Below are 21,653 nucleotides of genomic sequence, written 5' to 3'. Positions count from 1 at the left end.
GCGCAGTGGAATCCCGCAGCCTTCCCGTGCCCGACGGACTCGACGGCGCCCGCGTCGACGCCGCGCTCGCGAAGATGCTGGGCTTCTCGCGCACCTTCGCGGCGGACGTCGCCGAAGCCGGCGGCGTCCGGCTCGACGGTCGCCTCCTCGCCAAGTCCGAGAGGCTGCGGGGCGGTGCGTGGCTCGAGGTCGAGTGGGAGGAGCGCCGCGGGCCCGAGGTCATCCCCGTCGCCGTGCCCGACCTCGGCGTCGTCTACGACGACGACGACATCGTGGTGGTCGACAAGCCGCCCGGCGTCGCGGCCCATCCTTCCGTCGGGTGGGAGGGCCCGACCGTCCTCGGCGCGCTCGCGGCGGCCGGCTACCGCATAGCGACGACGGGTGCTGCGGAGCGGCAGGGCGTCGTGCACCGCCTCGACGTGGGCACGAGCGGCCTCATGGTCGTCGCCAAGACGGAGCGCGCGTACACGGCGCTCAAGCGCGCGTTCAAGGAGCGCGAGGTCGAGAAGATCTACCACGCGGTCGTGCAGGGGCATCCCGATCCTCTCGCGGGCACGATCGACGCGCCCATCGGGCGGCACCCCACTCACTCGTGGAAGTTCGCCGTGACCCCCGCGGGCAAGGACTCCGTCACCCACTACGAGACGCTCGAGGCGTTCCCCGGAGCATCTCTGCTCGAGATCCACCTCGAGACCGGCCGCACGCACCAGATCCGCGTGCACATGGCCGCCCATCGGCATCCCTGCGTGGGGGACCCGCTCTACGGAGCCGACCCCACCCTCTCCGCGCGACTCGGCCTCGCCCGGCAGTGGCTGCACGCGCGGGAGCTCTCGTTCGCGCACCCGCTGACGGGGGAGTGGGTGACCTTCGAGTCGGAGTACCCGGCCGACCTGGCGCACGCGCTCGCGGTGCTGCGCGGCGACTGACGGGTGTCGGATGCCGGTGCCATCCTGTCCGCATGGGCATCGAGGTGGTACCCGCGACGCGGTTCGCCGACGTCGCGACGATGGTCGGCCCGAAGAAGCCGACGTCCAACGTCTGCTGGTGCCTGAGCTACCGGATTCCCTCGAAGGAGAACGTGTCGCTGCGCGGCGCCGCCCGCGGTGCCCGCGTCGCCGAGCTCATGGCACAGAGCCCGCCGGGGGTCCTCGCCTACGAGGGCGAGGAGGTCGTCGGCTGGGCCGCCGTCCATCGCCGTGCCGACACGTCGTTCGCGACGAATCGACGGATCCCGCATGTCGACGAGCTCGACGTGTGGTCGGCGTGGTGCATCCGGGTGCGGCCCGGCTTCCGAGGCAGGGGGATCTCGCATGCCCTCCTCGCGGGGGCCGTCGCGTTCGCCCGCGACGGCGGCGCACCGGCGATCGAGGGATACCCCGTCGACAACGCCGGCGCGAAGGTCGATCCGACGATGGCGTACGTGGGCACCCGCGCGCTGTTCGAGAAGGCGGGATTCACCGAGGCTGCGAAGACGACGTCGGTCCTGGGCGGCTTCCCCCGCCTCGTGATGCGGCTCGACCTTCGGTGATCAGGGCTCAGCGCCCGCCGTGGAACTGCGCCTCGACCGCTCCCGACAGCGCGGCGCCGATGCGCGCCCTCATATCGGGCAGCTCGAGCTCGGGCAGGTCGTCGAGGTCGTACCACCCGACCTCGCTCATCTCGCCGTCGGCGGGGTACGGGTCGCCCGAGATCCATTCGCAGAGGAACGTCAGATCGAGGTAGTCGGCCTGATCGCCGTTGCCGTAGGTGACCCGCGGCACCTGGTGGACCAGCGCGAGTCGCAGGGCGCGCGCCTGGACGCCCGCTTCTTCGAGAGTCTCGCGGACGGCGGCGTCGGCGGGCTCCTCGCCGGGGTCGACGATCCCCGTGACGGGGGTCAGCGCGCCGTTGTCGCTGCGCCTGCCCAGGATCACCCGTCCCTCGTGCACGACGACCGCCGTGACGCCGACGAGGGGCAGCGGGTCGTGGCCCACCTTCTCCCTCAAGCTGAGGATGAACTCGGGTGTGGGCATGTCGCCACGATAGCGGGGGAGTGTCGGTGGGTCGTTCGTAGACTCGATCCGTGGCATCCGACTCCTTCGTCCATCTGCACGTGCACAGCGAGTACTCGATGCTCGACGGGGCCGCCAAGATCGGCGCCATGACGCAGGCCGCCGCCGACTACGGGATGCCGGCGATCGCCGTCACCGACCACGGCAACACCTTCGCGGCGTTCGAGTTCTACAACGCCGCGAAGGCGGCGGGCGTGAAGCCGATCATCGGGCTCGAGGCCTATGTGACGCCGGGAACCCACCGCAGCGACAAGTCGCGGGTGCAGTGGGGAAGTCCCGAGCAGAGGAGCGACGACGTCTCCGGATCGGGCGCCTACACCCACATGACCATGTGGAGTCAGAGCACCGAGGGGATGCACAACCTCTTCCGACTCAGCTCCCTGTCGAGCATGGAGGGGTACTACTTCAAGCCGCGCATGGACCGCGAGCTGCTGGAGACGTACGGCACGGGGCTCATCGCCACGACGGGGTGCCCGTCGGGCGAGGTGCAGACGCGCCTGCGCCTCGGCCAGTACGACGCGGCTCGGGCGGCGGCCGCCGAGTTCCAGGACATCTTCGGCAAGGAGAACTACTTCGCCGAGATCATGGACCACGGGCTCCCCATCGAGCGGCGCGTCATGACCGACCTGATCCGCATCTCGAAGGATCTCGGCATCCCGCTCGTCGCGACCAACGACTCGCACTACACGCACCAGCACGAGGCCGACGCGCACGCGGCGCTGCTGTGCGTGCAGTCCGGGTCGACCCTCGACGACCCCAACCGCTTCAAATTCGACGGTGACGGGTACTACGTCAAGACGGCGCAGGAGATGCGGCAGATCTTCCGCGAGCACCCTGAAGCCTGCGACAACACGCTGCTCATCGCCGAGCGATGCGAGGTCGAGTTCAACACCAGCGCGAACTACATGCCGCGCTTCCCCGTGCCCGACGGCGAGACCGAGGACAGCTGGCTGGTCAAAGAGGTCGAGAAGGGCCTGCACTACCGGTACCCGGCCGGCATCCCCGACAAGGTGCGCAAGCAGGCCGAGTACGAGACGGGCATCATCCTGCAGATGGGCTTCCCGGGCTACTTCCTGGTGGTCGCGGACTTCATCAACTGGGCCAAGGACAACGGCATCCGCGTGGGTCCCGGGCGTGGTTCGGGCGCCGGCTCGATGGTCGCCTACGCGATGCGGATCACCGACCTCGATCCGCTCGAGCACGGCCTCATCTTCGAGCGCTTCCTCAACCCCGACCGCGTCTCGATGCCCGACTTCGATGTCGACTTCGACGACCGCCGCCGGGGCGAGGTGATCGACTACGTCACCGAGAAGTACGGCTCCGAGCGGGTCGCGCAGATCGTGACGTACGGCACCATCAAGTCGAAGCAGGCCCTGAAAGACGCCGGCCGCGTGCTGGGCTTCCCGTTCAGCATGGGGGAGCGGCTCACCAAGGCCATGCCGCCGGCCGTCATGGGCAAGGACATGCCCCTCAGCGGCATGTACGACGCGCAGCACCCGCGCTACAAGGAGGCGAGCGAGTTCCGCTCGCTCATCGACACCGACCCCGAGGCGAAGACGGTCTTCGACCGGGCGCTGGGTCTGGAGGGCCTGAAGCGCCAGTGGGGCGTGCACGCCGCGGGCGTCATCATGTCGAGCGAGCCGCTGCTCGACATCATCCCGATCATGCGCCGCGAGCAGGACGGCCAGATCGTCACGCAGTTCGACTACCCGTCGTGCGAGACCCTCGGTCTCATCAAGATGGACTTCCTGGGGCTGCGCAACCTCACGATCATCTCCGACGCACTCGACAACATCCGCCTGAACCGGGGAGAGGAGCTCGACCTCGAGCACCTCGCTCTGGACGACGCCGCGGCGTACGAGCTCCTCACGCGCGGCGACACCCTCGGCGTGTTCCAGCTCGACGGCGGGCCGATGCGCTCGCTCCTCCGGCTCATGAGACCCGACAACTTCGAGGACGTCTCGGCCGTCATCGCGCTCTACCGCCCCGGCCCGATGGGCGCCAACTCGCACATCAACTACGCGCTGCGCAAGAACGGCCAGCAGGAGGTCACCCCGATCCATCCGGAGCTCGAGGAGCCGTTGAGGGACATCCTCGACATCAGCTACGGCCTGATCATCTATCAGGAGCAGGTCATGGCGATCGCGCAGAAGGTGGCGGGCTTCTCGCTCGGACAGGCCGACATCCTCCGCCGTGCCATGGGCAAGAAGAAGAAGTCCGAGCTCGACAAGCAGTACGAGGGCTTCTCCAGCGGCATGAAGGAGCGCGGATACGGCGACGGCGCCGTCAAGGCGCTGTGGGACATCCTGCTGCCCTTCTCGGACTACGCCTTCAACAAGGCGCACTCGGCCGCGTACGGCCTGGTCTCCTACTGGACCGCCTACCTGAAGGCGCACTACCCCGCTGAATACATGGCGGCGCTGCTGACGAGCGTCGGCGACTCCAAGGACAAGATGGCGGTGTACCTCAACGAGTGCCGTCGCATGGGCATCAAGGTGCTGCCGCCCGACGTCCGGGAGTCGATCCGCTACTTCGCCGCTGTCGGCGAAGACATCCGCTTCGGCCTGGGCGCCGTCCGCAACGTCGGCGCGAACGTCGTCGACGGAATCGTCTCCGCGCGCAAGGACGCTCCCTACACCGGCTTCCACGACTTCCTCACGAAGGTGCCCGCGCACGTCGCCAACAAGCGCACGATCGAGTCGCTGATCAAGGCCGGTGCGTTCGACTCGATGGGCGACACCCGCCGAGCCCTCCTCGAGATCCACGAGGATGCGACGGAGCAGGCGGTGCTCGACAAGCGCCGCGAAGCGAACGGCGAGGTCGGGTTCGACTTCGACAGCCTGTGGGGGGACGACGAGCCGCAGCAGACGCAGAGGGTGCCCGAGCGGCCGGAGTGGACGAAGAAGGACAAGCTGGCCTTCGAGCGCGAGATGCTCGGACTGTACGTCTCGGACCATCCGCTGGCCGGGCTCGAGATCCCCCTCGCCAGGCACGCGTCGCTCAGCATCCACGACCTCCTCGCGTCGGAGACGATCGAGGACGGCGAGCAGGTGACCGTGGCGGGGCTCGTCACGAGCGTGCAGCACCGCGTCGCGAAGTCGAGCGGAAACCCGTACGGCATGATCACGGTGGAGGACTTCGACGGCGAAGTGACGGTCATGTTCATGGGCAAGACCTACACCGAGTTCCAGTCGATGCTGCAGGCCGACTCCATCCTCGTCGTGCGCGGCCGCGTGTCGCGGCGCGACGACGGGCTCAACCTGCACGCGCAGTCGGCCTTCGCCCCGGATCTGGGAGCGGTGGATGCCTCGGGGCCGCTCGTCCTCCTGCTGCCCGAGCACCGCGCGACCGAGACGCTCGTGACGGAGCTCGCCGAGGTGCTCACGCGTCACCGCGGCGACACCGAGGTGACGCTGCGCCTGCACAGGGGTTCGACCGCGAAGGTCTTCGAGGTGCCGCTGCCCGTCCAGGTGACCGCCGACCTGTACGGCGAGCTCAAGGGCCTGCTCGGCCCGGCGTGTCTCGGCTGAGCCGGGCTCCGGGCGGAGGCGACGCGCGCCGCGCGTTCCTCATCGTGCGCTCACGGGCCGCGGGTAGTATCGGGACGTTGCGCCCAGGGCAAGGGCGCCGGGAAGGGAACATCGTGGCCGACGAGCATCTGGACGACAACGACACCTTCGAGGAAGCACCCTCGGTGGCGGACGCCGGCGAAGCGCCTCCGCAGTACGGCGTCGGTCCCTTCTCGATCCGCGAGGTCGCCCTCGGCGGGGTCTGGCTCGTCGCCTTCATCGTCTCGTTCTTCTCGGTCAACACGGTTCGCTTCGACTCGGTGTGGACGTCGGGACTCGCCTGGATTCTCACGATCGGGCTGCCGACGATCGCCGTGTTCCTCGTCTTCCTCCGCCGGCTGTCGCCTCAGGGCATCCGCCGCGTCGGATCGCTCGGCATCGACCAGTTCGCGTCCGTCGCCTTCTCGGTCTCGGCGATCGTCTGGCTCACTTATGCGTGGGAGACCGTCGCATTCGTGATCGACGGGGGGCCGTGGCTGCGCTCGTGGGTCATGTGGGTCGAGCTGGTCCTCATGGTCGCCGGCGTGGTCCTGACGGTGGTCGCGCCGTTCCTTCCGGTCATGGGTGAGGACTTCCGGTACCGTCCCGAGGTCGTCGCGCATCGCAGCGCTCGTCCGCTGCGGCCGATCGTCGCCCGCCCGGCTCCTGCGCCGCGACCGGCTCCGGTCCATGAGGAGCAGGGGCCCGGTGACGCCGGGCCGGCATACGGAGCTCCGGCCGACTACTCCGGATCCTACGGCTCGCCCTACGAACCGGCGCCGGTGACCCAGCAGTGGGCATCCGACCAGGGGGCGCGCACGGCCGACCGGGGAGCGCCTGCGGCGCAGGAGGACTACGCCACTTCTGCGTACAGCCCTCGCACCGACCCTCGGACCGACCCCCGCACCGGCGAGCACGCGGTCGCCGACACCGCTCAGCGCACGGCCGATCACACCGCCGCGTATGCGCCGGCGACCACCGAGACGGTCCGGCACCAGGCCTTCTGGGCACTCGCGCCGGACGAGCGCGACGTCGTCGACGAGACCGGCGCGCCGGTCTGGCGGATCGGCCCGACCGCGTGGGCGCTCGTGATCGAGGACCGCGGGCACGTCTTCGTCATGCGTCACGAGGACGGCAGGATCGGCTACCTTCACGACGTCCGCGACGTCACGCGGGGCTGAGCGCCACACGTCTCGCGCAGGAGCCGCCCCTCGCGGCGCGATATCGTGAGGGGATGCTCCGCACGATCGATCTCCGCGGCCGCACGCTCACTCCCACCGAACTCCTCGCCGTCGTTCCGCGCGCCACCGCCGCGCGGGCCGAGGCGCTGACGACGGCCACGACGATCGTGCACGACGTCGCCGCGCGCGGCGAAGCGGCTCTGCGCGAGCAGGCCGAGCGATTCGACGGCGTGCGCGGCCACGACATCCGCGTTCCCGCCGCCCACCTCGACGAGGCGGTGGCGCGCCTCGAGCCGGCCGTGCGCACGGCGATCGAGCACGCGATCGAGCGTGTCCGCCTCGCCTCCGCCGCCCAGGTGCCGTCCCCTGTCGTGACGGATCTCGCGCCCGGCGCCCGCGTCCGGCAGCGGTGGCAGCCGGTGCGTCGCGTCGGCGTCTACGTCCCCGGTGGCAAGGCGGTCTACCCCTCGAGCGTCGTCATGAACGTCGTCCCGGCGCAGGTCGCCGGGGTCTCGGAGGTGGCCCTCGCCTCGCCCCCGCAGCGCGAGTCCGGCGGCCGCGTGCACCCGGTCATCCTCGCCGCCGCCCGGCTGCTCGGCGTCGACGAGGTCTATGCGATGGGCGGAGCGGGAGCGATCGGCGCGTTCGCCTACGGCGCGGACTCGCTCGGCCTCGAGCCGGTCGACGTCGTGACCGGTCCCGGGAACAACTTCGTCGCGGCCGCCAAACGGGCGGTCGCGGGCCTCGTGGGGACGGACTCCGAGGCCGGTGCCACCGAGATCCTCGTGGTCGCCGACGACTCGGCGGACCCGGTCCTCATCGCCGCCGACCTCATCAGCCAGGCAGAGCACGACGAGCAGGCCGCAGCGGTTTTGGTGACCGACTCCGCGACGCTCGCCGACGCCGTCGCGGCCCACACCGCAGGCCGCGCCGTGCAGACGCTGCACGCCGAGCGGGTCGCGGCGGCGCTGCGCGGCCCGCAGTCGGCGATCGTGCTCGTCGACGACATCGCGGTCGCGACGGCGTTCAGCAACGCTTACGCGCCCGAGCACCTCGAGCTGCACCTGGCCGATCCGCGTCCGGACGACTACGTCCATGCCGGCGCCGTCTTCGTGGGCCCCGACTCGCCGGTGAGCCTCGGCGATTACCTCGCCGGAAGCAATCACGTGCTGCCGACGGGCGGTCAGGCGCGCTATTCGGCGGGGCTCTCGGCATCCACGTTCCTCCGTCCTCAGCAGGTCATCGAATACGACCGCGCGGCGCTGCGTGCCGTGCGACGCGACATCGTGGCCCTCGCGGACGCCGAGCACCTTCCGGCGCACGGCGAGGCCGTCCAGGCCCGCTTCGAGCTCGGCGAGGCCCCCTTCGAGCTCGACGACGACCGCGGCGAGCTCGACGACGACCGCGGCGGAATCGACGACGACCGCGGCGAGCGCGGCGAACGGGCCGACCGCGGGTCGACCGAGGTCGCGTAGGCTGTCGGAGCCATGCACTGCCCCTTCTGCCGACACCCCGATTCGCGGGTCATCGACTCGCGGACCAGCGACGACGGCCTCAGCATCCGTCGCCGCCGTCAGTGCCCGGAGTGCGGCGGCCGCTTCTCGACGATCGAGACGGCGAGCCTGAACGTCATCAAGCGCTCGGGTGTGATCGAGCCGTTCAGCCGCGAGAAGGTGATCTCGGGGGTCCGCAAGGCCTGCCAGGGCCGCCCCGTGACCGAGGCGGACCTCGCCGTGCTCGCGCAGACGGTGGAGGAGACGCTGCGCCAGACCGGGACGTCGCAGCTCGACGCCAACGAGATCGGGCTCGCGATCCTCGGTCCGCTCCGAGAGCTCGACGAGGTGGCGTACCTGCGCTTCGCGAGCGTCTATCAGGCCTTCGACTCGCTCGAGGACTTCGAGTCGGCGATCGACCAGCTGCGCGCGGATCACGTGGACGGCCGACGCCCGCCCGTCGCCTGAGACCGTCACCCGCGTCCCGCCGCAGGAGCCTGCCGTCGCCGCTGCGCGCAGTCCGCGGCGGGAGCGCAGCCCGCGGATCGGTAGCCTGGAACCGATGTATCCCCTCTTCTTCCGGACCGTCCTGTCGCGCATCGACCCCGAGACCGCGCACCACGCCGCGATGGCGGTCATCCGCGTCCTCGGCGTGCCGCCGTTCTCGTGGGCGGCGCGAGCGCTCACGCGCCCCGCGCCGTCGCTGCGCATGCGCGCCCTCGGACGCGACTTCGACTCGCCCTTCGGCGTCGCCGCCGGCTTCGACAAGGACGTGCGCGGCGCTGCAGGGCTCTACGCCCTCGGCTTCGGACACGTCGAGGTGGGCACGCTCACGGCGATCCCGCAGGAGGGCAACCCCCGGCCCCGCCTGTTCCGGCTCATCCCCGACCGCGCCGTGGTGAATCGCATGGGTTTCAACAACCGGGGGGCGGATGCCGCGGCATCCCGTCTTCGCAGGCTGCGCCGGCGTCGCCGCCGCGCCGTCCTCGGCGTGAACATCGGCAAGAGCCGTGTCGTCGACGTCAGTGAGGCGACCGCCGATTACGTGCGCAGCGCCCGACTGCTCGCGCCGCTCGCCGACTATCTCGTGGTGAACGTCTCGTCGCCCAACACCCCCGGTCTTCGCGGGCTGCAGGCGGTCGAGACCCTGCGCCCCCTGCTGCAGGCGGTGCGCGATGCCGCGGGCCTGACGCCGCTCCTGGTGAAGATCGCGCCGGACCTCCCCGACGACGAGATCGAGGCGATCGCCCGGCTGGCCGTCGACACGAACCTCGCGGGCATCATCGCCACGAACACGACGATCTCGCGTGAGGGCCTCGAGACCGACGCCGCCGTCGTTGCGGCGGCGGGGGAGGGCGGGCTGTCGGGAGCGCCGCTGAAGGAGCGCGCCCTCGAGGTGCTGCGGATCGTCCGCGCGGTGGTGCCGCGCACCTTCTGCGTCATCAGCGTCGGCGGCGTCGAGACCGCCGACGACGTCCGGGAGCGACTGGATGCCGGGGCCACGCTCGTCCAGGGCTACACGGCCTTCCTCTACCGCGGCCCCCTGTGGGCGCGGCAGATCAACCGCGGGCTCGCTCGGACGCGCTGACCTCCGGCGGCGCAGGCGGCGTGCCGGACGTCGCCCGCGCGCCGCTCGACGTCAGGCGGGACGCTGGCCGCGCTTGACCTGGGGCTTGGGCAGACGCAGGAACCGCATCTGGATCGACCGCATCGCGGCGTACCAGCCGAGCCCCTTCTCGGTCTTGTCTCCCCACTTCGCCTTCGCGAGGCGCTTGACCCGGATGGAGGTCAGCACCATGTCGCCGATGACGAGGAAGATGAACACCCACAGACCCAGGAACGAGTAGTACTGCAGCGCCGCGAACGGGATGAACGTCATGATGATGACGACCACCATCGCGGGCATGACCGCCTCGCCGAGGTGCCAGCCCGAGTCGACCCAGTCGCGCACCCAGCGACGCTGCGGACCCTTGTCACGAGCCGTGAGGTAGCGCTCGTCGCCCGCCGCCATGCCGGCGCGCGCCTTGTCGCGCTGCTGGGCGAGCTCGGCCCGCGCGCGCGCCTTCGCCTCCTTCGTGTCGGGCACGAGGGGCCGCTTGCGCGCGGCCTCCTGCTCGGCGCGGGAAGGGGTCGCTCGCCCCTTGCCCGCGGGGCCGGCGTTGAGGGAGGTCCCCTCGGAGGGGGCGTCGCTCAGGGGGGCTTCAGGCGTCTTGGCCACGGGGTACCTCGAAAGTCCGGAAAACGGGTGCGCTTAAGATTACCCGCATGACCTCTGACTCCACCCGCCGGGATGCCGTGCGCGAAGCCGCGACCGCCGCCGTGCCCGCCGCCATCGCCGATCTCGGAAACCTCGTGCGCATCCCCTCGATCGCTTTCCCGGGATTCGACCCCGCGCAGGTGCTCCGCAGCGCGGAGGCCGTCAAGGCGCTCGTGGAGCAGACGGGCGTGTTCGACACCGTCCGGATCGCGGATGCCGAGATCCCGGGGGCGGGCGAACGCGGGATGCCGGCCGTGCTGGCCACGCGGGCCGCCCGGAACGGACGCCCCACGATCCTGCTGTACGCGCACCACGATGTGCAGCCGGTGGGCGACGAGGCCCTGTGGGAGTCGGCGCCCTTCCAGCCGACGGTGCGGGGCGGCCGCCTCTACGGGCGCGGCGCCGCCGACGACAAGGCCGGGGTCATGGCGCACATCGGGGCATTGCGCGCCTTCACGGAGGTCGTCGGCGAGGACTTCGACCTGGGCGTCGCCCTGTTCATCGAGGGCGAGGAGGAGGCAGGATCACGCTCCTTCGCGCAGTTCCTGTCCGACCATGCCGATGCGCTCCGGGCCGACGTCATCGTCGTGGCGGACTCCGGCAACTGGGACGCCGAGACACCCGCCCTGACCGTCTCGCTGCGCGGCAACACCCGCTTCACGCTGCGGGTGCGCACGCTGGAGCACGCGTCGCATTCCGGCATGTTCGGCGGGGCCGTCCCCGACGCGATGATGGCGACGATCCGGCTCCTCTCCACCCTGTGGGACGAGACGGGCGCCGTCGCGGTCGAGGGACTCACCGAGCGGGATGCCGAGACGCCCGAGTACTCCGAGCGGACGCTGCGCGACGAGGCAGGCCTTCCGGACGGGGTGAGTCCCATCGGGACGGGGACGATCCTCAGCCGGATCTGGAACAAGCCGTCCATCACCGTGACGGGGATCGACGCGCCGGGCGTCGCCAACGCCTCGAACACCCTCTCGCCCGAGATCTCCGTCGTGATCAGCGCCCGCGTGGCGCCGGGGCAGGACGCGCGCGAGGCCTATGCGGCGATCGAGGCGCACCTGCGCGCGCACGCGCCGTTCGGCGCGGAGCTGGAGTTCTCGCACCAGGACTACGGGAACTCGTTCCTCGTCGACACGAGCGGATGGGCCGTGGCCGACGCGCGCGACGTGCTCGCCGATGCGTACGGCGTGGACCCCGTCGACATCGGCGTCGGCGGGTCGATCCCGTTCATCGCGGATCTCGTCCGGGAGTTCCCCGGCGCGCAGATCCTCGTCACGGGTGTGGAAGACCCGCACGCCCGCGCGCACAGCCCGAACGAGTCGCTACACCTCGACACCTTCCGCCACGCCCTGGTGGCCGAGGCTCTGCTGCTGGAGAAGCTCGACGCGCGCGAGCTCTGAACCGCCGCGGACGACGCGCTCCCTCGCTCACCGGGGCGTGCGGAGCCGGCGTGGCTCCGCGCGACGTAGAATCGAGGCATCCGCTCAGCGCGCGCGTCCGGCGCGTGCGGGACTTGCGAGGAGAGCCATGACCGACACGGCACTGTCGACCGACCAGATCGCGCCCGCCCACGGCGTGCTGCTCACGGACGCGGCTTCCGCGAAGGTGAAGAGCCTGCTCGAGCAGGAGGGCCGCGACGATCTGCGTCTGCGCGTGGCCGTCCAGCCGGGCGGATGCAGCGGCCTGATCTACCAGCTCTACTTCGACGAGCGCTACCTCGAGGGCGACAAGGCGGTGGACTTCGGCGGCGTCGAGGTCATCGTCGACGACATGAGCGTCCCGTACCTCGACGGCGCGACGATCGACTTCAAGGACACGATCTCGGAGCAGGGCTTCACGATCGACAACCCCAATGCGGCCGGCAGCTGCGCCTGCGGCGACAGCTTCCACTGAGCCTCTGAAATGGCCGTCGACGGGGTCATCCGGTCGACGGGGAACGCCCCCTCCGCTGCTGCGGAGCGGGGCGTTCCGGCGTGCGCGGGACCAGCCTTTCGACGGCGCTTCTCGCGGCCGAGACCTGGGCGGATGGCCCGAATCCCCTAAGAGGTTGCCCTAGACTGGCGTCAGTTCTTTCACGTGACCGGAAAGGTGCATCGTGCCCTCGAAACGTCGTCTCCGCTGGGCTCTGGCTCCCGTCGGAATCGCAGCGGTAGCCGTTCTGGCCGGATGCAGCTCCACCGAGCTCCACGGCTTCCTCCCCGGCTTCGAGGACCCGAACGCCGCGCCGGCGACGAACCACACCGACATGGTCGCGGGCCTCTGGGTGAACTCCTGGATCGTCCTCCTCGTGGTCGGCATCGTGACGTGGGGCCTGATGGGCTGGGCGGCGATCGTCTACCGCCGCCGCAAGGGCCAGAGCGGCCTTCCGGTCCAGCTGCGCTACAACATGCCGATCGAGATCTTCTACACGATCGTCCCGCTCATCCTCGTCATCGGCTTCTTCGCCTTCACGGCGCGGGATCAGGCGATCCTGGAGACGCAGACCGAGAACCCCGACGTGACGATCACCGCGATCGGCAAGCAGTGGGCATGGGACTTCCAGTACAACGGCGAGGATGAGGACGGCTCCGACGCCGTCTGGTCGATGGGCGTGCAGGCCGAGCCGGCTGCGAACGGCGACGTCGACCAGGACGCGCTGCCGACGCTCTACCTCCCGGTCGACAGGTCGGTGAAGCTCGAGCTCCAGTCGCGCGACGTCATCCACTCCTTCTGGATCATCGACTTCCTCTACAAGAAGGACATGTACATCGGGCGTGAGAACTACTGGTCGTTCACGCCGACCCGCGAGGGCACCTACGCCGGCAAGTGCGCCGAGCTGTGCGGCGAGTACCACTCGGCGATGCTCTTCAACGTCAAGGTCGTGAGCGAGGACGAGTACGAGCAGTACCTCGACTCCCTCCGCGACGCGGGCCAGACCGGCAGCATCACCGACGAGTACGACCGTCTCGGCAACCTGCCCGGCACCGGCGAGACCACCACCGACGACGAGGACAACGACTGATCATGGCCACGACGCTCCCACTCCAGGAGACGACTCCGAGCCGTCCCTCCACGATGCCGCCTCGCCAGGCCGCCCTGCTCAGCGCTTCGCGCGTCGAGCAGAAGGGCAACATCATCGTCAAGTGGATCACCTCCACCGACCACAAGACGATCGGCTACCTGTACCTGATCGCCTCCGTGCTGTTCTTCATGCTCGGCGGCGTGATGGCGCTCATCATCCGCGCGGAGCTGTTCGAGCCCGGCATGCAGATCGTGCCCACGAAAGAGCAGTACAACCAGCTCTTCACGATGCACGGCACGATCATGCTGCTCATGTTCGCGACGCCCCTCTTCGCCGGGTTCGCCAACGCGATCCTGCCGCTGCAGATCGGCGCCCCCGACGTCGCCTTCCCGCGGCTCAACGCCTTTGCCTTCTGGCTCTTCCTCTTCGGCTCCACGATCGCCGTCGCCGGCTTCCTGACGCCGCAGGGCGCCGCCGCCTTCGGCTGGTTCGCGTACCAGCCGCTGGCGAACGCGAGCTTCTCTCCGGGTCTCGGCGGCAATCTCTGGATGCTCGGCCTCGGCATGAGCGGTTTCGGGACGATCCTCGGCGCGGTGAACTTCGTCACGACCATCATCACGATGCGCGCGCCGGGCATGACGATGTGGCGCATGCCGATCTTCTCGTGGAACACGCTGATCACCAGCATCCTGGTCCTGATGGCCTTCCCGGTGCTCGCCGCGGCGATCCTCGCGGCCGCCGCCGACCGCGTGCTGGGCGCGCACATCTACGACCCCGCCAACGGCGGCGTCCTGCTGTGGCAGCACCTGTTCTGGTTCTTCGGGCACCCGGAGGTGTACATCATCGCGCTGCCGTTCTTCGGCATCGTGTCGGAGGTCTTCCCGGTGTTCAGCCGGAAGCCCATCTTCGGCTACAAGACGCTCGTGTACGCGACGATCGCGATCGCGGCCCTGTCGGTGGCGGTGTGGGCGCACCACATGTACGTCACGGGCGCCGTGCTCCTGCCGTTCTTCGCGCTCACGACGATGCTCATCGCGGTGCCGACGGGCGTGAAGATCTTCAACTGGATCGGCACGATGTGGCGGGGGTCGGTCACGTTCGAGACCCCCATGGTGTTCGCCCTCGGGTTCCTCGTGTCGTTCGTGTTCGGCGGACTGACCGGCATCATCCTCGCCTCGCCGCCGCTGGACTTCCACCTCTCGGACTCGTACTTCGTCGTGGCGCACTTCCACTACGTCGTCTTCGGCACGGTCGTCTTCGCGATGTTCTCCGGCTTCTACTTCTGGTGGCCGAAGTGGACCGGCAAGATGCTCAACGAGCGTCTCGGCTACGTGCACTTCTGGATGCTGTTCATCGGCTTCCACATGACGTTCCTCATCCAGCACTGGCTCGGCGTGGACGGCATGGCGCGTCGCTACGCGGACTACTCCGAGGCGGACGGCTGGACGTGGGAGAACCAGGTCTCGACGGTGGGCGCCATGATCCTCGGCGCGTCGATGATCCCGTTCCTCTTCAATGTGTGGATCACGGCGCGCAAGGCGCCGAAGGTCACGGTCAACGACCCGTGGGGCTACGGGGCGTCGCTGGAGTGGGCGACGAGCTGCCCGCCCCCGCGGCACAACTTCACCTCGATCCCGAGGATCCGCAGCGAGCGGCCGGCATTCGACCTGAACCACCCCGAGGCGGGGATTCCCGTCGGCGTCGGTCCCGCCAAGGACGCACCCGATGCCCCGGTCGTCGACACCGCACAGGGAGAGGTCAAGTAACGTGCGCGCCAACACCGGGCTCTGGTGGCTCCTCGCGGGCTTCTTCCTGCTGATGACGATCGTCTACACGGCGTGGAGCATCATCGCCCACGCCGACAACGCCGCGTGGAACAACCGCATCGAGTGGGTCGGAAGCGTCGCGCTGCTGTTCACGACGTTCATGGCCGCCCTCATCGCGTTCTACATCGGACGCGTGCACCGTGCTCAGCGCGGCGAGCTGCCGGAAGACATCCTGACCGCGGACATCGACGACGGCGACCCCGAGCTCGGCGAGTTCAGTCCGTGGTCCTGGTGGCCGATCGTGCTCGCGTTCTCGGCGGGGCTCGGCATCCTCGGGCTCGCCGTCGGCGTGTGGCTCTTCCCGATCGGCCTGGGCGTCTTCGTCGTGGCGATCGTGGGCTGGGTGTACGAGTACTACCGCGGCCACTTCGCGCGCTGAGAGCGACCATCATCGCACCGGCTCTCGGGCTCCGCGCCGGAGCGGCGTCGGACGCCGGTACTCATCGCGCCGTCAATCAGGATTCCGCGTTCACGTCCGCCTGGGCTGCCGCGGTGGCGGACGGCGTCGGGGGAGGTCCGGGCGGAGAGATCGCGTCGTCCGTCTTCGTCCATCGGCTCATGGCGGGCGCGAGGGAGCCGATCGAGGTCGAGCAGCTCGCGACGCTGCTGCGCATCGCCAACTGGGACCTCCGGGCGCTCGTCGAGCGAGACCCCGCGCTCGACGGCATGGCGACGACGTTCACCGGCCTTTTCGTGGCCCCGGGCGGCACGCTGCTGCTCGCTCACACGGGCGACTCGCGCGCGTACCTCCTGCGCGACGGCGCGATGTCGCGAGAGACCCGCGACGACTCGTTCGTCCAGCTGCTGGTCGACAGCGGCGTCGTCCGGCCCGCTGACGCCGCCTTCCACCCGCAGCGGAACGTCATCACGGCGTCGCTGCGCGGCGGAGAGGACGACCGGATCGCCCTCATGGAGCCGTCCGTGCGCGTCGGCGACCGCTGGCTGCTCTGCAGCGACGGCGTGAGCGACTATGTGCCCGACGAGGAGCTGGTCGCGCTCCTCGCCCAGGGCGACGCCCAGACGGCCGCTGAGGCCGTGGTGGGGCTGGCGCTCACCGCGGGGTCCCGCGACAACGTCACGGCCGTCGTGGGGGACGTCGTCCCCGATCCGGCGTGGACCGTGCGGCCCGTCTTCCATGGGGCGGCCCGTGACCGATTCACCGAGTCGCTCGACGGCGGGAACCGCGAGTCTGCGTGAGCGACTCGGGGCGTGTCAGCTTCTCACCCGCTCGCGGATGACCATGACCTGGGCGTCGAAGACACGGGGGAGGGGGCCGTCGTCGTTCTCGGTGGGCTGTCCTTCGCGCACCCAGTACTCGTAGCCGCCCATCATCTCGCGGACGCTGTAGCCGAGCTTCGCGAACTCCAGGGCGCCCTTCGTCGCGGCATTGCAGCCGGGACTCCAGCAGTAGACGACGATCGGTACGTTGCGGGACAGCTCGTCGGGGGCACGCTCGGCGATCTGCCGGTACGGCATGTGGATCGCGCCGGAGATGCGACCCTGCGTCCACGCCTCGTCACCCCGGACGTCCACGAGGACGAGGCGCTCGCCGGCCTTCTGCGCCTCGTAGACGTCCGACGCGTCCGTCTCGAGGCGGAGCTTCGCGGAGAAGAAGTCGATGGCTTCAGACATGTCCTCAGGCTAAGGACAGCACCCGCGAGCGGGATGCCGGCAGACAGCCGCCCGCCGTCGGATTCCTGCCGTTCGCCTCGGCCGGTCCGCTCGCACCGGGAGCGACGGATGCCTCGGCACCTGGCCCGCGAGGGCCGTGTGCCGAGGCATCCGTCGTCTCATACGGACGTCAGGAGCTCTTCGGCTTCTTTCCGATCGTGTCGTCCCCCTCGGGGATGATGACGTTCGAGGGACGGTTCGCCGTCTCGCCGTGGCGGCCGTCGTCGATGGGCACGTGCGGTGCGTCGGGAACGCCGGCGCGCTCGTGTGCAGCCTGGAGCTCGGCGTCCTTCTCCTCGGCGATGTGCTCGAGCTCGTGGTGCTGGTGCGCCGAGGCGGCGTCGAGCTCGGCTTGCGTGACCGGGGTGAGACGGTCCTCGAAGAACCAGCGCGAGATCGAGGCGCGCAGGTTCTCGTGCCACGGGATGCGGCCGCGGGAGTTCGGACGCACGACGAGCGGCTCGTACGCGTCGTAGTCGACGAGCTTCCAGCGGTCGTACTGGTCGACCGGCTGGTGCACTTCGATGTACTCGCCGCCGGGGAGGCGCACGATGCGGCCCGACTCGTAGCCGTGCAGCAGGATCTCGCGGTCCTTCTTCTGCAGGGCGATGCACATGCGCTTCGTGACGAAGTACGCGATGATCGGCCCGAGGATGAGGAACGCCTGCAGGGTGTGGATCACCCCTTCCATCGTCACCTTGAAGTGCGTGGCGATGATGTCGGACGAGGCCGCCGCCCACATGACCGCGTAGAACGTGACGCCGGCCGCGCCGATGGCGGTGCGGGTGGCCGCGTTGCGGGGGCGCTGCGCGATGTGGTGCTCCCGCTTGTCGCCGGTCACCCAGGCCTCGATGAACGGGTAGAGCAGCACCAGGACGATGAACAGACCGAGGATCGTGATCGGGATGATGATGTTCCACGACCACGTGAAGCCGAACCAGTACGTCTCGAGATGAGGCGGGATGAGGCGCAGCATCCCGTCGGCGAAGCCGATGTACCAGTCGGGCTGGGTGCCGGCCGACACGGGGGAGGGGTCGTACGGGCCGTAGTTCCAGATCGGGTTGATCGTGAACAGCGACGCGATGAGCACCAGCACGCCGAACGTGATGAAGAGGAAGCCGCCCATCTTCGTCATGTACACGGGCATCATCGGGAAGCCCACGACGTTGCTGTTCGTGCGGGCGGGCCCGGCGAACTGCGTGTGCTTGTTGATGACCATGAGCATCAGGTGCACGACGAGCAGCGCGACGAGGATCGCCGGCAGCAGCAGGATGTGCAGCGTGTAGAGGCGTCCCACGATCTGATTGCCCGGGAACTCGCCGCCGAAGAGGAGGAACGACGTCCACGTGCCGATCAGCGGGATGCCCTTGATCATCCCGTCGATGATGCGCAGGCCGTTGCCGGAGAGCAGATCGTCGGGGAGCGAGTAGCCCGTGAAGCCTTCGCCCATCGCCAGGATGAACATGACGAAGCCGATGACCCAGTTGAGCTCGCGCGGCTTGCGGAACGCCCCCGTGAAGAACACGCGGAGCATGTGCACGCCGATGCCGGCGATGAACGCCAGGGCGGCCCAGTGGTGGATCTGACGGACGAGCAGGCCGCCGCGGATGTCGAACGACAGCCGCAGGGTGGAGTCCAGCGCCGCCGACATCTCGACGCCGCGCATCGGCAGGTAGGCGCCGGTGTAGTGGGTCGGGACCATCGACGCCTGGAAGAAGAACGTCAGGAACGTTCCCGTGAGGAGCACGACGACGAAGCTCCACATCGCGATCTCGCCGAGCATGAACGACCAGTGGTCGGGGAAGACCTTGCGGCCGAGCTCCTTCACGAAGCCGGACAGGCTCGTGCGCTCGTCGATGTAGTTCGCCGTGGCGCCGACGAATCGGCCGCCTAGCGGCTTGTCACGCGTCGGGCCGGGCGCACTCGCCGGCTCGAGCGTCACATTCTCCGTGGGGTGGGATCCGGTACTCAATGACGCTCCCAGAAGCTCGGACCGACGGGTTCGGTGAAGTCGCTCTGCGCGACCAGGTAGCCCTCATCGTCGACGGTGATGGGCAGCTGCGGGAGCGGACGAGCCGCCGGCCCGAAGATGACTGCTGCGCTGCGCGACACGTCGAACTGCGACTGGTGGCACGGGCACAGCAGGTGGTGGGTCTGCTGCTCGTAGAGCGCGACGGGGCACCCGACGTGCGTGCAGACCTTGGAGTAGGCGACGATCCCGTCGTACGACCACTCGAGCTTGTTCTGATCGGCCGGGAGGTCCTCGGGCATGAGGCGCATGAGCAGGACGATGGCCTTGGCCTTGGCCTCGAGGTATCCCTCGCTGTGGTCGAGGTCGGCGAGGGCCTCGGGGATGACGTGGAACGCCGAGCCGAGGGTGACCTCCGACGCGCGGATCGGGGTGCCTTCGGGGTCGCGCGCAAGGCGCATGCCCTCTTCCCACATCGTGTGGCTGAGCTCCTCGACCGGGTTGACGTTCTGCGGAGCGAGACCGCGGAAGAGCGTGACGCCGGGGAGGACGGAGGCGACCAGGGCGGCGATGAGGGAGTTGCGGATCATCGCCCGGCGACCGAAGCCGGACTCCTCGTTGGCGTCCTCGAAGGCCTTGACGGCCGCGGCGCGCGTCGAGTCCCGGCCGCGCGTGGCGTGCCGGACCTCGATGAACTCCTTGTCGGACATGATCGCCTTGGTCCAGTGGATCGCGGCGATGCCGATGGCCAGCAGCGCGAGCGCGATGCCGAGACCGACGAAGAGGTTGTTGTCGCGGATGCTCACCAGCGAGCCGTCCTCGATCGGGAACAGGAAGTAGGCGGCGATCGCCCAGATGCTGGCGGCCACCGACAGATAGAACAGCGTGTACACCGTGCGCACGGCGCGCTTCATGGCGGCCGGGTCCTTGTCGGTCATCCGCTCGCGGTGCGGAGCCAGCTCCGGCGTCTGCACCCTGTCGGGGACCGCGACCGCGAGGCCCGACGAGGGCTTCCAGGAAGCCCTCTCGTGCTCGAGCGGGTCGTCCTCGTGAGCCATGCTTCTCCTTGGTGCTCTCGTCAGTGATACGTCAGTTGGACTTCGCGGTGATCCACACGGTGATCGCGATCAGCGTGCCGATGCCGAAGATCCAGATGAAGAGGCCCTCCGACACCGGACCGAGCGACCCGAGCGTGAAGCCGCCGGGTGACACGGACTCCTGCTGGAACAGCAGCGACGAGATGATGTCGCGCTTGTCCTCCGTCGTGAGGTTCAGGTCGCTGAAGACCGGCATGTTCTGCGGGCCGGTGACCATCGCGGCGTACATGTGCAGCGCGCTCGTCTCGTGCAGGGCGGGCGCGTACTTGCCCTCCGTCAGCGCACCGCCGGCGCCGGCGACGTTGTGGCACATCGCGCAGTTGATGCGGAAGAGCTCCGCGCCGCGCGCGACGTCGCCCTGCCCGTCGAGGACCTCCTCGGAGGGGTAGGAGGGACCGGGCGCGATCTCCTGGACGAACGCGGCCATGGCGCGGATCTCGTCCTCGGTGAACTGCACGGGCTTCTGCGGGGCCTGGGGCGCCTGCGCCGCCAGCGGCATGCGGCCCGTCGCGACCTGGAACTCCACCGAGAGCTCGCCGACGCCGTACAGCGAGGGGCCGGCCTCGGTGCCCTGCAGGTCGAGACCGTGGCACGTGGCGCAGTTGGCCTGGAACAGCTTCTTGCCGTCTTCGACCGTGAGGGCGGACTTCACCTGGGTGTCGCCGGTGCTGGCCATCGCGGCCGAGGCGCCGGCGTACGCGCCTCCGGTCAGGAGCAGGCCGATGCCGATGAGGGCGGCCGCGGCCCAGGGGCTGCGGCGTCCGGGGGAGCGGCGCTTGGTCACTCGTGCCATGTCGGGGTACAGCTCCGCTCTATTTCAGGAAGTAGATGACGAGGAACAGCGCGATCCACACGACGTCCACGAAGTGCCAGTAGTACGAGACGACGATCGAGGTCGTCATCTCTTTGCGACCGAAGTTCTTCACGGCGTAGGCGCGCCCGATGACGAGGAGGAACGCGATGAGTCCACCGGTGACGTGGAGGGCGTGGAAGCCCGTCGTCAGATAGAACGCCGACGCGTAGGAGTCGGTGTTGATCGCCATGCCCTCGGCGACCAGCTGCGCGTACTCCCAGACCTGACCGGACACGAAGATCGCGCCCATGATGAAGGTCAGGTAGAACCACTCGACCATGCCCCACTTGCGCACGTCGAAGAATCCGCCGGTCCGGTAGGACTGGAAGCGCTCCGCCGCGAACACGCCCATCTGGCAGGTCACGGACGAGAGCACGAGGATGATCGTGTTCACGGTGGCATACGGGATGTTCAGCAGGACAGTGCGCTCGGCCCACAGGTCAGGAGACGTGTTGCGGAGGGTGAAGTAGATCGCGAAGAGACCCGCGAAGAACATCACCTCGCTGCCGAGCCACACGATGGTTCCGACGGCGACCGGATCGGGCCGCTTGACGGACCGCATCGCCTGGGAATAGGTCGCTTGCGTGGTCGTCACGTTCCCCATTATGGCTGACTCCGAGGGGGGAGAATCCCACTGAGAGGCATCTCTTTGGCCTCGATCGAACTTAGGTGCACCTAAGAGAACGCCTCGAATTCGCCGTGC

20 protein-coding genes are annotated in these 21,653 nt (G+C 69.2%); 13 read left to right on the top strand and 7 right to left on the bottom strand.

Features of this window, described 5'->3' with window-relative positions; translation table 11 throughout:
• The first annotated feature begins 5 nt into the window (after positions 1-5).
• Both EV279_RS13460 and EV279_RS13455 read left to right on the top strand, forming a co-directional pair.
• Entirely contained in the window at positions 6-926 is a 921-nt protein-coding gene (locus tag EV279_RS13460) for an RluA family pseudouridine synthase (protein WP_133544281.1), read from the top strand.
• A gap of 32 nt (positions 927-958) precedes the next feature.
• Positions 959-1,528 (top strand): GNAT family N-acetyltransferase, encoded by a 570-nt coding sequence (locus EV279_RS13455; protein WP_133544279.1) that lies wholly within the window; start codon positions 959-961, stop codon positions 1,526-1,528.
• A gap of 7 nt (positions 1,529-1,535) precedes the next feature.
• On the opposite strand, the gene EV279_RS13450 is transcribed toward EV279_RS13455, so the two are convergent.
• Positions 1,536-2,012 carry an NUDIX domain-containing protein gene (locus EV279_RS13450; RefSeq protein WP_133544277.1) on the bottom strand — a complete coding sequence of 159 codons (477 nt, stop codon included), beginning with the start codon at positions 2,010-2,012 and terminating at the stop codon, positions 1,536-1,538.
• A 50-nt stretch (positions 2,013-2,062) separates the two neighbouring features.
• Between EV279_RS13450 and dnaE the strand changes: the two genes are divergently transcribed.
• The 5 genes from dnaE (at position 2,063) to EV279_RS13425 (ending at position 9,861) form a co-directional block, all read left to right on the top strand.
• Positions 2,063-5,581, top strand: coding sequence for a DNA polymerase III subunit alpha (gene dnaE / locus EV279_RS13445; protein WP_133544275.1), 3,519 nt, complete (start codon positions 2,063-2,065; stop codon positions 5,579-5,581).
• Positions 5,582-5,694: 113 nt separating this feature from the next.
• Positions 5,695-6,780 (top strand): hypothetical protein, encoded by a 1,086-nt coding sequence (locus tag EV279_RS13440; RefSeq protein ID WP_243728568.1) that lies wholly within the window; start codon positions 5,695-5,697, stop codon positions 6,778-6,780.
• A 53-nt stretch (positions 6,781-6,833) separates the two neighbouring features.
• Positions 6,834-8,255, top strand: coding sequence for a histidinol dehydrogenase (hisD, locus tag EV279_RS13435; RefSeq protein ID WP_133544273.1), 1,422 nt, complete (start codon positions 6,834-6,836; stop codon positions 8,253-8,255).
• A gap of 12 nt (positions 8,256-8,267) precedes the next feature.
• Positions 8,268-8,741 (top strand): transcriptional regulator NrdR, encoded by a 474-nt coding sequence (nrdR, locus tag EV279_RS13430; RefSeq protein WP_133544271.1) that lies wholly within the window; start codon positions 8,268-8,270, stop codon positions 8,739-8,741.
• Positions 8,742-8,835: 94 nt separating this feature from the next.
• A complete protein-coding gene (locus EV279_RS13425; protein ID WP_133544269.1) occupies positions 8,836-9,861 on the top strand; it encodes a quinone-dependent dihydroorotate dehydrogenase in 1,026 nt (341 codons plus the stop codon).
• A gap of 51 nt (positions 9,862-9,912) precedes the next feature.
• Here the strand turns inward: EV279_RS13425 and EV279_RS13420 are convergent, their stop codons facing one another.
• The gene (locus tag EV279_RS13420) at positions 9,913-10,491 is read right to left on the bottom strand and encodes a DUF3043 domain-containing protein (protein WP_133544267.1); all 579 of its coding nucleotides are present in this window, start codon (positions 10,489-10,491) and stop codon (positions 9,913-9,915) included.
• Positions 10,492-10,538: 47 nt separating this feature from the next.
• On the opposite strand from EV279_RS13420, the gene EV279_RS13415 reads away from it, so the two are divergent.
• The 6 genes from EV279_RS13415 to EV279_RS13390 all read left to right on the top strand — a co-directional run bounded on the left by EV279_RS13415 (position 10,539) and on the right by EV279_RS13390 (position 16,557).
• Positions 10,539-11,933, top strand: coding sequence for a dipeptidase (locus tag EV279_RS13415; protein WP_133544265.1), 1,395 nt, complete (start codon positions 10,539-10,541; stop codon positions 11,931-11,933).
• A gap of 127 nt (positions 11,934-12,060) precedes the next feature.
• Positions 12,061-12,426: an iron-sulfur cluster assembly accessory protein gene (locus EV279_RS13410; RefSeq protein ID WP_133544263.1), complete on the top strand. Its 366-nt coding sequence runs from the start codon at positions 12,061-12,063 to the stop codon at positions 12,424-12,426.
• 202 nt (positions 12,427-12,628) lie between these two features.
• On the top strand, positions 12,629-13,534 hold the full coding sequence (coxB, locus tag EV279_RS13405) for a cytochrome c oxidase subunit II (protein WP_133544261.1): 906 nt from the start codon (positions 12,629-12,631) through the stop codon (positions 13,532-13,534).
• Positions 13,535-13,536: 2 nt separating this feature from the next.
• The gene (gene ctaD / locus EV279_RS13400) at positions 13,537-15,300 is read left to right on the top strand and encodes a cytochrome c oxidase subunit I (protein WP_208109534.1); all 1,764 of its coding nucleotides are present in this window, start codon (positions 13,537-13,539) and stop codon (positions 15,298-15,300) included.
• 1 nt (position 15,301) lies between these two features.
• On the top strand, positions 15,302-15,739 hold the full coding sequence (locus EV279_RS13395) for a cytochrome c oxidase subunit 4 (RefSeq protein WP_133544259.1): 438 nt from the start codon (positions 15,302-15,304) through the stop codon (positions 15,737-15,739).
• A complete protein-coding gene (locus tag EV279_RS13390) occupies positions 15,700-16,557 on the top strand; it encodes a protein phosphatase 2C domain-containing protein (protein ID WP_347876862.1) in 858 nt (285 codons plus the stop codon). Before EV279_RS13395 ends, EV279_RS13390 begins: the two co-directional genes overlap by 40 nt.
• A 15-nt stretch (positions 16,558-16,572) precedes the next feature.
• Here the strand turns inward: EV279_RS13390 and EV279_RS13385 are convergent, their stop codons facing one another.
• The 5 genes from EV279_RS13385 to EV279_RS13365 all read right to left on the bottom strand — a co-directional run bounded on the left by EV279_RS13385 (position 16,573) and on the right by EV279_RS13365 (position 21,554).
• Entirely contained in the window at positions 16,573-16,992 is a 420-nt protein-coding gene (locus EV279_RS13385; protein WP_133544257.1) for a rhodanese-like domain-containing protein, read from the bottom strand.
• A gap of 169 nt (positions 16,993-17,161) precedes the next feature.
• The gene (locus tag EV279_RS13380) at positions 17,162-18,973 is read right to left on the bottom strand and encodes a ubiquinol-cytochrome c reductase cytochrome b subunit (protein WP_133544965.1); all 1,812 of its coding nucleotides are present in this window, start codon (positions 18,971-18,973) and stop codon (positions 17,162-17,164) included.
• A gap of 26 nt (positions 18,974-18,999) precedes the next feature.
• Positions 19,000-20,058 carry a Rieske 2Fe-2S domain-containing protein gene (locus EV279_RS13375; RefSeq protein WP_133544255.1) on the bottom strand — a complete coding sequence of 353 codons (1,059 nt, stop codon included), beginning with the start codon at positions 20,056-20,058 and terminating at the stop codon, positions 19,000-19,002.
• A 31-nt stretch (positions 20,059-20,089) separates the two neighbouring features.
• Positions 20,090-20,890 carry a cytochrome c gene (locus EV279_RS13370; protein ID WP_133544253.1) on the bottom strand — a complete coding sequence of 267 codons (801 nt, stop codon included), beginning with the start codon at positions 20,888-20,890 and terminating at the stop codon, positions 20,090-20,092.
• Positions 20,891-20,909: 19 nt separating this feature from the next.
• Positions 20,910-21,554 carry a heme-copper oxidase subunit III gene (locus tag EV279_RS13365; RefSeq protein WP_133544251.1) on the bottom strand — a complete coding sequence of 215 codons (645 nt, stop codon included), beginning with the start codon at positions 21,552-21,554 and terminating at the stop codon, positions 20,910-20,912.
• Between the last annotated feature and the right edge of the window lie 99 nt (positions 21,555-21,653).

The organism is Microbacterium sp. BK668, assembly GCF_004362195.1.
GTDB lineage: Bacteria > Actinomycetota > Actinomycetes > Actinomycetales > Microbacteriaceae > Microbacterium.
Note: the sequence above shows the minus strand (reverse complement) of the source record. Positions and strands in the feature narration are given on the sequence as shown.

What these genes read in the sequence shown, in the direction of transcription:
- EV279_RS13375 (WP_133544255.1), bottom strand. Translation starts at nt 20,058, where the DNA reads ATGGCTCACGAGGACGACCCGCTCGAGCACGAGAGGGCTTCCTGGAAG.
- EV279_RS13385 (WP_133544257.1), bottom strand. Translation starts at nt 16,992, where the DNA reads ATGTCTGAAGCCATCGACTTCTTCTCCGCGAAGCTCCGCCTCGAGACG.
- EV279_RS13415 (WP_133544265.1), top strand. Translation starts at nt 10,539, where the DNA reads ATGACCTCTGACTCCACCCGCCGGGATGCCGTGCGCGAAGCCGCGACC.
- EV279_RS13450 (WP_133544277.1), bottom strand. Translation starts at nt 2,012, where the DNA reads ATGCCCACACCCGAGTTCATCCTCAGCTTGAGGGAGAAGGTGGGCCAC.
- EV279_RS13365 (WP_133544251.1), bottom strand. Translation starts at nt 21,554, where the DNA reads ATGGGGAACGTGACGACCACGCAAGCGACCTATTCCCAGGCGATGCGG.
- hisD (WP_133544273.1), top strand. Translation starts at nt 6,834, where the DNA reads ATGCTCCGCACGATCGATCTCCGCGGCCGCACGCTCACTCCCACCGAA.
- ctaD (WP_208109534.1), top strand. Translation starts at nt 13,537, where the DNA reads ATGGCCACGACGCTCCCACTCCAGGAGACGACTCCGAGCCGTCCCTCC.
- EV279_RS13410 (WP_133544263.1), top strand. Translation starts at nt 12,061, where the DNA reads ATGACCGACACGGCACTGTCGACCGACCAGATCGCGCCCGCCCACGGC.
- EV279_RS13370 (WP_133544253.1), bottom strand. Translation starts at nt 20,890, where the DNA reads ATGGCACGAGTGACCAAGCGCCGCTCCCCCGGACGCCGCAGCCCCTGG.
- EV279_RS13425 (WP_133544269.1), top strand. Translation starts at nt 8,836, where the DNA reads ATGTATCCCCTCTTCTTCCGGACCGTCCTGTCGCGCATCGACCCCGAG.
- EV279_RS13455 (WP_133544279.1), top strand. Translation starts at nt 959, where the DNA reads ATGGGCATCGAGGTGGTACCCGCGACGCGGTTCGCCGACGTCGCGACG.
- nrdR (WP_133544271.1), top strand. Translation starts at nt 8,268, where the DNA reads ATGCACTGCCCCTTCTGCCGACACCCCGATTCGCGGGTCATCGACTCG.